General features: G+C 46.4%; 12 protein-coding genes. 10 read left to right on the top strand and 2 right to left on the bottom strand.

What is annotated here, in order from left to right; all coding sequences use genetic code 11:
* The first annotated feature begins 88 nt into the window (after positions 1–88).
* From R7127_RS21965 to yegS, 10 genes are all read left to right on the top strand, one after another.
* Positions 89–1390 (top strand): anaerobic sulfatase maturase, encoded by a 1302-nt coding sequence (locus R7127_RS21965; protein WP_137282694.1) that lies wholly within the window; start codon positions 89–91, stop codon positions 1388–1390.
* A gap of 85 nt (positions 1391–1475) precedes the next feature.
* Positions 1476–2459, top strand: coding sequence for an AAA family ATPase (locus tag R7127_RS21960; RefSeq protein WP_005376549.1), 984 nt, complete (start codon positions 1476–1478; stop codon positions 2457–2459).
* Between the two features lie 12 nt (positions 2460–2471).
* A complete protein-coding gene (locus tag R7127_RS21955) occupies positions 2472–3434 on the top strand; it encodes a DUF58 domain-containing protein (RefSeq protein WP_318142005.1) in 963 nt (320 codons plus the stop codon).
* Positions 3435–4004, top strand: a complete 570-nt coding sequence (locus R7127_RS21950; protein ID WP_137282693.1) for a DUF4381 domain-containing protein — start codon at positions 3435–3437, stop codon at positions 4002–4004. It abuts the gene before it with no gap.
* Position 4005: 1 nt separating this feature from the next.
* Positions 4006–5076: a vWA domain-containing protein gene (locus R7127_RS21945; RefSeq protein WP_137282692.1), complete on the top strand. Its 1071-nt coding sequence runs from the start codon at positions 4006–4008 to the stop codon at positions 5074–5076.
* Complete coding sequence (locus tag R7127_RS21940; RefSeq protein WP_137282691.1) at positions 5069–6799, top strand: vWA domain-containing protein; 1731 nt, start codon at positions 5069–5071, stop codon at positions 6797–6799. Before R7127_RS21945 ends, R7127_RS21940 begins: the two co-directional genes overlap by 8 nt.
* The gene (locus R7127_RS21935; RefSeq protein ID WP_172563766.1) at positions 6796–8097 is read left to right on the top strand and encodes a BatD family protein; all 1302 of its coding nucleotides are present in this window, start codon (positions 6796–6798) and stop codon (positions 8095–8097) included. Before R7127_RS21940 ends, R7127_RS21935 begins: the two co-directional genes overlap by 4 nt.
* Before the next feature lie 49 nt (positions 8098–8146).
* On the top strand, positions 8147–8572 hold the full coding sequence (locus R7127_RS21930) for a bifunctional diaminohydroxyphosphoribosylaminopyrimidine deaminase/5-amino-6-(5-phosphoribosylamino)uracil reductase RibD (RefSeq protein ID WP_130546260.1): 426 nt from the start codon (positions 8147–8149) through the stop codon (positions 8570–8572).
* Between the two features lie 171 nt (positions 8573–8743).
* On the top strand, positions 8744–9649 hold the full coding sequence (locus tag R7127_RS21925; RefSeq protein WP_137282689.1) for a LysR family transcriptional regulator: 906 nt from the start codon (positions 8744–8746) through the stop codon (positions 9647–9649).
* A gap of 8 nt (positions 9650–9657) precedes the next feature.
* Positions 9658–10560, top strand: a complete 903-nt coding sequence (gene yegS, locus R7127_RS21920) for a lipid kinase YegS (RefSeq protein WP_137282688.1) — start codon at positions 9658–9660, stop codon at positions 10558–10560.
* Positions 10561–10641: 81 nt separating this feature from the next.
* Here the strand turns inward: yegS and R7127_RS21915 are convergent, their stop codons facing one another.
* Together R7127_RS21915 and R7127_RS21910 are read right to left on the bottom strand one after the other, a co-directional pair.
* Positions 10642–10977: a YgiW/YdeI family stress tolerance OB fold protein gene (locus R7127_RS21915; protein ID WP_086047454.1), complete on the bottom strand. Its 336-nt coding sequence runs from the start codon at positions 10975–10977 to the stop codon at positions 10642–10644.
* A 15-nt stretch (positions 10978–10992) separates the two neighbouring features.
* Positions 10993–11640 carry an AcfA family outer membrane beta-barrel protein gene (locus R7127_RS21910; protein WP_172563767.1) on the bottom strand — a complete coding sequence of 216 codons (648 nt, stop codon included), beginning with the start codon at positions 11638–11640 and terminating at the stop codon, positions 10993–10995.
* Between the last annotated feature and the right edge of the window lies 1 nt (position 11641).

Raw genomic sequence — 11641 nt, 5'->3', positions numbered from 1 at the left:
TTTTTGGAGCGCTATATACCCAAATAGCTTCACTTTTGCTGTACAGCGCTCACGAGGTTATTTGGGTATATGTAATAGTGAGAAACGTATGAGTAAGATTTCCCCTCGCCATTCTACTACCATGCCTATTGTTCCTCTTAAAACGGCGTCTAAAGCGCCTGTTCTGGGCGCGTATGACCGTCGATTCCATGTGATGGCAAAGCCAGGCGGAGCAAAGTGCAACATCGATTGTCAGTACTGCTTTTATCTGCATAAAGAAAATCTACTGCACCAAGAAAAGCAGCCAAAAATGGACGACGCAACACTGGAAGCGTTCGTGAAAAGCTATATCGAAAGTCAGGATGGCGAAGAAATTGTATTCTCATGGCAGGGCGGGGAGCCGACGCTGCTTGGGTTGGACTATTTCCGCAATGTCGTAGCTTTGCAAAAGAAATATCAGCCGAAAGGCGTTCGCATTGAAAACGACCTTCAGACCAACGGCATTTTGCTAAACGATGAGTGGTGTGCGTTTTTAAAAGAGCACAACTTCCTAGTTGGCTTGTCGATTGATGGACCACGAGAGCTGCACGACAAATATCGCAAAACCCGCAGCGGTAAGCCAACGTTTGATCTCGTGATGAAAGCGGTAGATAAGCTCAAAGCGCATGGCGTGAAATTCAACGCGTTGGTCACGGTGAATCGTCACAATGCGAAATACCCGCTCGAAGTATATCGATTTTTAACCCAAGAATTGGGTGTGACTTATATTCAGTTTGCGCCGGTGGTAGAAGCCAACAACTTCCAAACAACCGCGCCGCAGTTTTGGAACGAACAGATGATCCCAACCAAAGGCAGTGATCTGGCTAAACCGGGGCATCCAATGTCGATTGTAACGGATTGGTCAGTCGATCCTGAAGACTGGGGACGCTTTTTAATGGCGACCTTTGAAGAGTGGGTGAATAACGATCTTGGCCGTGTGCTGGTTAATCTGTTTGAAACCGCGGTGGCGCAAGTAATGGAGAAACCGTCTCAGCTTTGCGTGACGGCGGAGTTTTGTGGCAAAGGGTTGGCGATTGAGCACAATGGCGACGTGTTCAGTTGCGACCACTATGTGTATCCAGAATACAAACTCGCCAACATTCATGAACACTCACTGAATGAAATGGCCTTCTCTACAAGACAATATACTTTTGGCATGGCAAAACGCGATTCATTGCCGACGTATTGTAAGCAATGCCCTTACTTGCCTTATTGTTGGGGTGAGTGCCCAAAAAACCGTTTGATCAAAACGCCGAATGGTGAGAGTGGTCTAAACTATTTGTGTTCGGGAATCAAAATGTTCTTTGATTATGCGTTACCGATGTTGGTTGGTCTTGCACAACTTCTCCAATCTCAAGAACCGCAAAGATAACATAGTGAATATAACCTTAAGTTATTTCATTTGTTCTTATACTTAACTATCGAAAAGACGGCTTAAACCATTGAAAAGGTATCCTATGAACCACGCACAACAAGCGATAAAAGAACTCATCGAACAAACAGAAAAAAGCGTCATTGGACAAAGCCACGTGGTTCGAGCTTTAGTCATCGGGTTATTAACAAATGGGCATATTCTGCTAGAAGGTTTACCGGGAACGGCAAAAACACGTTCCGTAAAATCGTTGGCGAACTTGTTAAACACCAGTTTTGGTCGAATCCAGTTTACGCCGGATCTTTTACCATCTGACGTGACGGGTACTGAGGTTTATCAAGAGCTGGATGGTAAGCCGCAACTCCACTTTCAACCTGGGCCCATTTTTAACAGCATTGTACTTGCTGATGAGGTCAACCGTGCACCTGCCAAAGTACAAGCGGCACTGCTTGAAGCCATGGCCGAAGGCACAATCACAGTAGGCGATAAAACTCACGTATTGCCAGACTTATTTATGGTGCTTGCAACGCAAAACCCAGTAGAGCAAGAGGGCACGTACCCACTGCCAGAAGCGCAAATGGACCGCTTTATCATGAAGGTTACCGTCGATTATCCAGAAGATGACGCAGAACGTGACATCATTCGTTTGGTGCGCAGTGAAGAATTGGGTGCGGAAACCAGCAGCGAAATTATTACGCCAAAACACATCGAGCCAGACGTGGTGCTAGAAGCGCGCCGTCAGTTACCAAACATCGTGGTATCAGACCTAGTGGAAAACTACATCGTTGCGTTAGTGATGGCGACTCGTAAGCCAGAGCGTTATGCTGATTCAAACTTAGCAAAATGGATTGAGATTGGCTCTAGTCCTCGTGCTTCCATCGCTCTCGACAAGTGCGCTCGTGCGTATGCGTGGATGCAAGGACGTGACCATGTGACTCCTGACGATGTGCGTGCCATGGTTCCGTCTGTATTGGGCCACCGTTTTTCTTTGACCTACGATGCACTAGCAGACGGAGTCGATCACCAACGAGTCGTGCAAGAGCTGCTAGATTGTGTAGAAATTGGATAAGTGGGAGGCATTATGGCTAAGCCAACTCTTGCGCCAAAATCACAGGGGATGGATCCCCGTTTGTACTGCGATTACGCTCGTTTAGTACGTCTGCAAGCACAAGCAGAATCATTCAGTTTACTTCCTCACCTAAAAGCGGGTAGTGTACTCTCTGGTCGACACAATTCGCTGTTTCGCGGTCGTGGATTGAACTTCGAAGAGCTGCGTCATTACCAATTAGGTGACGATATTCGTAACCTTGATTGGAAAGTTACGATGCGTACGGGTAAGCCGCACGTACGCAGTTATACAGAAGAAAAAGATCGCAACGTAATCGTGTGTGTCGACCAGAGAAGCACAATGTTTTTTGCTTCGACGCAAGTAATGAAATCGGTTGTCGCGGCAGAGATCGCAGCGATGTGTGGGTGGCGAGTATTAAAAGATGGCGACCGAGTCGGTTTTGTCATCGCATCCCAGCAGGCGTTGTTTCACAGCAAGGCACAGCGTTCGCAAAACGATCTTCTGGCGCAACTTAAACGTCTCGCTAAAGCCAATCAATCGCTCAATGTGGACTCCCGCAATTCCGAAAAAGTAACGTTCAGTCAATGGATTGAGCTCATTAAACGTATGAAGCTCAAGCAATCCACTTTGATTTTTATCAGCGACTGGAGCGACTGCGAGGAGCACCATCTTGATCACCTTAAACAGCTGCAACAGCACAATGATGTTCTCGCAGTGATGGTTAGTGACCCATTAGAACAAACGTTACCGGACGATTTGGCAAAATCGAAATGGGTGGTTGGTGATGGGCCGTATCAACTCAACTTAGACAGCAAAGCAAAGGTAGAAGCTGCGAGCGCAAAGCTTGAGGCTCGAACTAGCTTACAGCGTCAATCACTCTCTCAACTTATGGCGATGAAACACCTTCCGCACATCGAACTCGATACGACAGGCGAGCACATTAAACAATTTCAAAAACTGGTAGGAGGGCGTTAAATGAGTGATCTTCCTACGCCTCCGAGTACCTACATACTCAGAGAGCTGCATGATGTGGCCGTACCATCTAGCGTGAGTTGGTACCCGCAAACTATTGGCTGGAAAATTTTAGCGGCGGTTGTGCTCATTGCATTGGTGTACGTCGTATATCGATTGGCTCGGCAATGGTGGCATAATCGTTACCGAAAAGAAGCTCTAATGGCGATTTCGCAAATCAAATCGAGCGACAAAGATATGCCTAAAGCATTGTTCTCGGTGCTTAAAGTAGTGCTGATTCATATTGATAGCCGCAACGCGAAATTGTTTGATACCGCCTTTCTGCGCAAGCTCGATGCGCTGTATCCGCAAACCGAAGATTCTCAAGCAAACTCGCAAATGGTTTTTAACGATGAGCTTTCAAAGTGCTGGCTACAAAGTATTGTTGACCCAAGCGTTACGCTAACCAACGAAGATCGTGTAACGCTAATTGCTCGTGCGAAAAACTGGGTGAGTGAACACCGTGGTGATGCTCAAAAAAGCGCGGCAAAGAAATCACCACGATTGAAACGCAAAGCACATCAGGGAGGTTAACATGAATGATCTTCTTGTATCGCTAACTGGTTTGTCTGGTTTTGAATTTGCTCACCCAATGTGGTTTCTGGTTTTGCCCTTGCCGTTGGTGGTGTACTACTTGGTGCCCGCATATCGCACTAAGCAAATGGCGATCAAAGTGCCGTTTTTTAGTCAGCTGGTGGAAGCGATTGGCGAGACGCCATCAGAAGGTGCAAGCCAGTTGACCCCGAGTTGGTGGCAACGAGCAACGTTAATTCTTTCATGGCTTTTGGTGGTGTGTGCGATGGCAAAACCCACCGTGTTAGGCGAGCCTCAAGTTCGCGAGAGTTTAGGCCGCGATGTGATGGTGGTGGTGGATCTTTCGGGCTCCATGGCCGAGCCAGATTTCACCTCACGTACAGGCGAAAAAATTTCTCGTCTTGATGCGGCAAAAGAAGTGCTGTCGGAGTTTGTTCAGTCTCGTAAAGGTGACCGATTAGGCTTGGTGCTTTTTGGTGATGCTGCTTTCGTGCAAACGCCATTTACCGCAGACCAAAAAGTGTGGCTCGAACTGCTTAACCAAACCGATGTGGCAATGGCAGGGCAGAGTACCCATCTTGGTGATGCGATTGGCTTAGCGATTAAAGTTTTTGAGCAAAGCGATAAGTCGCGTGGTGCTTTAGAACAAGATCAAAACCGTGAAAAAGTCGCGATTGTATTAACCGATGGTAACGACACGGGCAGTTTTGTTGAACCGATTGATGCGGCGAAAGTTGCGAAAGCCAAAGGCGTGAGAGTACACGTCATTGCGATGGGCGATCCGGAAACGATAGGTGAAACCGCGTTGGATATGGACACGATTCATCGCATTGCGAAAGAATCCGGCGGTGAAGCGTTTGAAGCACTCAACCGTGATGAACTATCGGCTGCCTACGACGAAATAGGCAAACTGGAACCTCAACTTTACGAAAGCACCACATACCGCCCAAAACAAAGCCTTCATCATTACTTGATGGCGTTAGTGGTCATCATGCATTTGCTCGCGTTCAGCGTCGCAACACTTAAAAGAAGGGCTGTTACACGATCATCATTAGGAGAGAGCGATGTTTGATTCTCTTAGTTGGACGCAATTCTTTACGCAGTTTCATTTTATTCGACCACTGTGGTTACTGGCTTTGGTCCCCATGTTTTTCTTGGTGTGGTTACGCTGGCGAGAAGAAAGCAAGCCAAGCTGGAAGGATATTCTGCCCGAACATTTACGCAATGCTTTGACGATAGGTGAGCGAGGTTGGCGTAAGCAACTGCCGCTTAAGCTCTTGATGCTGATTGTGTTCATCGCCATTGTGATTTGTGCAGGCCCAACGTGGCAACGTGAATCTTCCCCCTTTGGCGAAGATAAAGCCTCTCTGCTGGTGGTGCTTGATAACAGCGAATCGATGCTGCAAAAAGATCTCCCACCAAGCCGCCTTGAGCGTTCCAAACAGAAAATACGCGATTTGTTAGTTGCGCGAAAAGGCGGAAAAACGGGTTTAGTCGTGTTCGCGGGTAGTGCTCATGTGGCGATGCCTATAACTCAAGACAGCAAAGTATTTGACCCATTTTTGGCGGCCATTACGCCAGAAATTATGCCCGTGCAAGGTAAGCTTGCCGAAAAAGCCTTGCCGTTAATTGATCAACAATTGCAAGGTCAACCAGGCTCCACCGTTCTGTTGGTGAGCGACGGCGTGAACCCGGCCACGATTGAGCAATACCAAGCGTATTTCTCGGGCAAACCTTATCAACTGTTAATTCTTGCGGCAGGGAACGCTGACATTGTGAGTAACAACCCAATGGATTTGGATTCTCTACAAAAACTGGCCAGCCAGACCAACGGTCGATTGGTGGAAGTGACCGTCGATAACAGTGATATCGAGCAACTGAACCGATACGTTGAGCGCAATATGCAGCTTAATGGCGAATCTTCAATGCCTTGGAAAGACATGGGGTATCAACTTCTGTTCCCAATCGCGCTGATCATGATGCTGTGGTTTAGAAAAGGGTGGTTAGTGCAGTGGTGCGTGATTGTAATGATGAGCGGCACGTTATTGATGCCAACCAGTGCAATGGCCGAGAACATTTCAGTTAAAGCCGAGCAGCCACAAGTTGTGCAAAAAGTGACGGCTTTCGACAAGGTGGCGCAATGGTGGTGGGATTTGTGGCTAACGCCAGATCAACAAGGACAGCGTTTGTTCAACAAACAAGCGTATTTAGAAGCCGCGAAACACTTTGTCGATCCATTACGCAAAGGTACGGCGTACTACTACGCTAGCGAGTTTGAACTCGCGCACAGTGCGTTTTTGGAGATGCAAAACGACCCGTCCGAAGAGGTTCGAGATTACGGTCTTTATAATGCGGCGAGTGCATTGGCGCGTCAGCGTGAATATTTGGCTGCACGTGACTTGTTAAAATCCCTAGCCAACAAGCCAACGTTGAGCGAGAGGCTAAGACCGGATGTTGAGCATAACTTGAAAGTGATTGGTGGTATTGTAGAGGACATCAACCGGATGAGTGAGAGTCAGGCAGGAACAGAGCAAGAAGCATCAACCGAGCTAGGCGATAACCCTCAAACCGCAGAAGGGGCGGATGAAAAAACGTCAGCGGAGTTGATGATTAAAGAGACGTTAAGTGCAGACGACATCTTAGGTAGCCAAGAATTAGCCGACAAATGGTTAAAGCGAGTCGAAGCGGATCCTAAATACTTCTTAAATGCGAAGTTTCAGATTCAATTGCGTTCAATAGAAACCGGAGAATCAACCTCTACTGCGAACGAAAATACAGAGGAGGCGGTGCAATGATGAAAAGCCACCGTTTTACGCCCTTTGCTTTACCCTTGTGGTTAGTTACCTGTTTCGGTTTCCTCCTGAGCAGTAGTGTGTTGGCTCAAGATATTCGTGACGTTCAACGAGAGCATGGTGTTGAGTTACAAGCGTGGATTGGTCAACAACCAACGGCTGGAGAGAAGCGGAAAACACCAAGTTTTAGCGTCAATGAGCAAGTTATTTTAACCATCGAAGTGGCAACGCCGCGTTGGTTTACGGGTGGTACGAGAATTGGCAATATTGAAATACCCAATGTTATCGCCAAACAGCGTAATCAACTAGCAACCAACTTTACTGAGCAAAAAGAGGGGCAAACTTGGTCGCGTCAACGCTGGGAAGTGACTTTGTATCCTCAAGCTTCTGGTGATTTTGTGATTCCACCTGTCGCAGTGGGCGTTCAGGTGTCTGCACCGGACGGCGAGAAGGTGTCAGGCACACTTTACACGCAGCCGATTAAGTTCAAAACCGTATTGCCATCGGGCCTGCTGAGTGGTGAGACACCTTGGTTTTCTGCAACAGATGTAGAGGTAAAGCAAGAGTGGGATACCTCCACTGAGTCACTCAAAGTTGGGGATGCAATCACGCGTAAAATCACCATTTCGGCTCAAGATTCACTATCTGTATTGCTACCAGACTTGTTGAAAGGAGAATCAACAACCCGTTACCAAGCGTACCCTCAACCTCACCGTCTGACAGATACGCAAACACGTGGCGATTACCAGTCAACACGCACAGAAGAGAGTGTGTACGTGATTCAACAAGGTGGTGAATTAACCCTGCCAGATTATGAGTTCCTTTGGTGGAACAGTAAGACTCAGCAAGTGGAAACGGTGATGTTAGAGGGCAAAACTTTTGCCGCGAAGCACACGTTGAAGTCCTTCATCAGAACGTACTTTGCATGGATTGTTTCCACGCTTGTATTGCTGGGTTTTGTGATTATTTCATTGGTAGCCATTAAACGTTACTACCGCAACAGACCGACACCAGCATGGTTGACGTTCCACCGTTTGTTAAAGGCTAAACGTTGGTCTGAAGCAAGGACCATATTGTACAAACAATTGCGTTTAAATACGGCAGAGCTGGAAATGACCAAAGCCGATACGAGTGAATCGTGGCAAAAAAGTGCGTCGCGAATGCAAAGTGGTGAAAATAGCGCTTATTTAATGAAGTCGATGTGGCGCAAAATCCAGACCAAACAAAAACGCTTTAAATTCCGTATTCCGCGAGCGTTACCAGAACTGGACAAAGTCATTGGAAGAGATGGCAATGAATAAAACGGGGCGCTAATATAGCGCCTCGTTTTTATTAGAGAATAGAGTTCAAATGAGCCAAGAGTTTATGCGCCGCGCATTGGAAGTGTCCAAAAATGCGCTTCCTGAATGTCAACCCAACCCGCCGGTTGGTTGCGTGTTAGTGAAAGACAATCAAATCGTTTCTGAAGGGCATACTCAAGCGATTGGTGGCAATCACGCGGAAGTGGAAGCGCTGAATGCGTATCAAGGCTCGTTAGAATCGGTGACCGCATACGTTACGCTGGAACCGTGTTCGTTTGTTGGTCGCACGCCAGCTTGCGCGGTGACATTAGTCAAATCCGGCATAAGCAAAGTCGTCGTAGCCATATTGGACCCCGACCCGCGCAACAGTGGCCGAGGTATCGAGATTCTAAAACAAGCAGGTATAGAGGTAGAAACGGGTTTATGTGGAGAGGAAGTCTGCGAGTTTCTTACCCCTTACTTAGGCAAAGCCTAATCCAAGCTTTATGTTGCACAGTGATGCCAGTTTATGTGGTGAATGAAATGCGTCAAAATTGAGTTAAAACTCATTAAAATAAGCCATCCCGCTCATTTTTCATACGTTGTTACGCGAAAAATCATGTTGTTAGAGATAAGATAGAGAAATGACTTTCGAAAATTTAATAGCATGAAACCGACCGACCTTAATCTTATTCCCATTTTCACTGCCATCTATGAAGAGCGTAACTTGTCTCGGGCGGCGGCGCGTTTAAACATCACCCAGCCTGCGGTGAGTAAAGCGCTAGCAAGGCTACGTGATATCTACGATGATCCATTGTTTCATCGTTGCGTTAAAGGTGTCGAGCCTACCTCGTTCGCGATGGATATTTATCCTGCTCTTCTAGCTTCAGTACAAAATTTCACTTCGACATTATCGGCCTCTAGTGAGTTTGACCCTAAAGTGTCGAATAGAGTGTTTTCTATTGCCTGTGTGTCCGTTGCAAGCTTTGAGTTGCTACCTCAAGTCATGAAACAAATCCGTGTGTCGGCGCCAAATGTTGCATTAGAAGTACATCCGCTTTTTACGGAAGATTTTGAAAGTGATCTGAGGTTACAACGATACGATTTGATCATTGATATCACACCAAGAGCAAGAACGGTGCTAAAACTGGAAACTGTACTTACGGAGCGTTTGGTGGTGGTATGTAGCGAAGCGCATCCACGCCTGAATGACGAGATTACGGCTGAACAATTTTTTGAAGAAGAACACGTAGTGGTTTCGCAGTGGCAGAGTCGTAAGAGCTTGTTAAACGCCGATGACATTGTCGACTTGGATAAGAGAAAGATTAAGTATCGAGCCTCAGGCGTACTAGAAATGCTCCCAATTATTTGTGGTAGTGAATACATTGGTTTAATGCCAGAGTCGATGATCAACTTGTTCAATAACACCTATCATGTTAAATCTTTATCAATGCCATTTGATGAACAAATGTATGAGCTTTGCACAATCTGGCATCCTAGTCGCACAAACGACAGCGCCCATCAGTGGTTGCGTTCACAGATTAGGCAAGCAGGAAAAGTCATCAACCAATAGGAAGTGCAATGAAAAAGACAATACGTGCCATCCTTAACGGAAAAAAAGCTGGGAATCCAGAGTTAAGAGATGCAATCATGAAAATGAGAGACAAAGGCATCGACGTACAGGTGCGTGTGACGTGGGAATCTCAAGACATGCCACGGCTAGTAAAAGAAGCGGTTGCTGAAGGCATTGAACGTATTGTTGTCGCTGGTGGCGATGGGACCGTCAATGAGGCGGCTTCTGCGATTATTCAAATTGACAAAGAAAAACGCCCTGAGTTAGCCATTATTCCCCTTGGTACCGCCAATGACTTTGCTACCGCTATTCAAGTACCTAATTCCATTAAGGCGTCTTTATCTCTTGCTGTTGAGGGGCAGTCCGCTTTGGTCGATTGCGTCAAAGCGAACGATCGCTGCTTTATTAACGTGGCAACAGCAGGGTTTGGCGCAGAAGTTACAGCAGAAACGCCTGTTGAACTCAAAAACTTTCTTGGCGGCGGAGCTTACACGCTAACTGGTGTTGTAAAAGCACTTGGCTTTAAACCATATGACGGAACAATAACGATTGAAGGTGGTGCGTATCAGGGAGAAATGTTGCTCGGTGCGTTTTGTAATGGGCGCCTTGCTGGAGGTGGGCAAGAGTTAGCTCCAAAAGCGGTGATTAATGATGGGCTGATGGATCTAACATTGGTGCGCCCATTTTTACCTCATGAGCTGCCTAAAGTAATCGACGAGATCAATAACCCGAGTGAGAAAGGAGAGTTTGTGAAGTACACAAGAGCAAGCTGGTTAGAGATAGACTTCCCGAATCCATTGCCTCTTAATTTAGATGGAGAACCTTTTCATTCGAGAACCATTAGATTTGATGTTCAGCCTAAGAGTATACGGTTAGTCGTACCGCAAGATTGCCCTTGCTTGACTAGCTAAACGAGCGTTTTCCATGATTATTGCGTAACACAGCCACTAAAATGTGGCTGTGTTATTTGTGTTGAGGTATCAGTCAGCTTCTTAACGTTTTTGAATTGTCTCAACGTCTATCTGCGTAGTTGTCCAATCTGCGTCAACCTCTCCTCGAATCATTACGGTATCTTTTGGTGTCACTTCTTGACCCATCCAATCTTCGTTATCGATCTCTACTTCGATCTCACCAGTGTTGTCTTTGAACAAGTAAGTCTCGTTACCAAATGATTGAACAATATGCCCGGTTAGCACTACAGCGCTGTCGTCGGTTGCGTTGCGCGCCTCTTTCACCGTATTGATTGCACTGACTTCTGGACCATTAAACGCGGCGAAAGCCGAGCTTGAAAGTAGGGCAAGCATGGATGTTAAAAATACTCTTTTCATTATCATCTCCTTATATTAGAAGTAATAAGTTGTGCCTACGTTAAAGGATGCAGTGTTTGCGTAGCTGTCTAGTTGGTATTTAGCGTTTGCGCCAATGGTGAGCTTTGGCAACACTTGGTATTCCGCGCCCACAGAGAACATTGCGCCTAACTCGTTGCTTTTCTCCGAGCTATGGAAAAGCGTGTTGGTCATTTCCACATCGTCGTTCGTGACAAGTTCGTATTCTTGATGTTTAGAAACCTTGGCGTTGTATTCCGTGTACGTTAGACCCGCTTTGAATTTTGTTGTCCATTTATCATTTAATGCATAGTTAAACACAGGAGCCAACGACACTTGCTTGGCTTTGATTGACGCATCCCAATCCATTTCATGATGGTAATCTTTGCCATCGATTGACTTGATACCTAGGTTTTTTGAACGACTATCATCAAGGTCAAACTGGCTGTAACCCAGTTCCAATGCCCAGTTGTCATTAAATGCGTAACCGACAAAGCCTGAGAAAATACCGTCTTCAAGCTCAGGGTTGAGTGTTACGTTGTCAGTTGAAAAGTGAGGTTCCAAATCATGGTCAGTGGTGCCTAGTCCATATTCCAGACCTACATAAGGAGCCGCAGATACCGAAACTGAGCAGGTAACAAGTAACGCAAGAAGTGTTTTGTTCATT

It is taken from the genome of Vibrio sp. 1159 (genome assembly GCF_033340395.1).
GTDB lineage: Bacteria > Pseudomonadota > Gammaproteobacteria > Enterobacterales > Vibrionaceae > Vibrio > Vibrio alginolyticus.
This window is presented reverse-complemented; position numbering and strand designations above follow the sequence as displayed.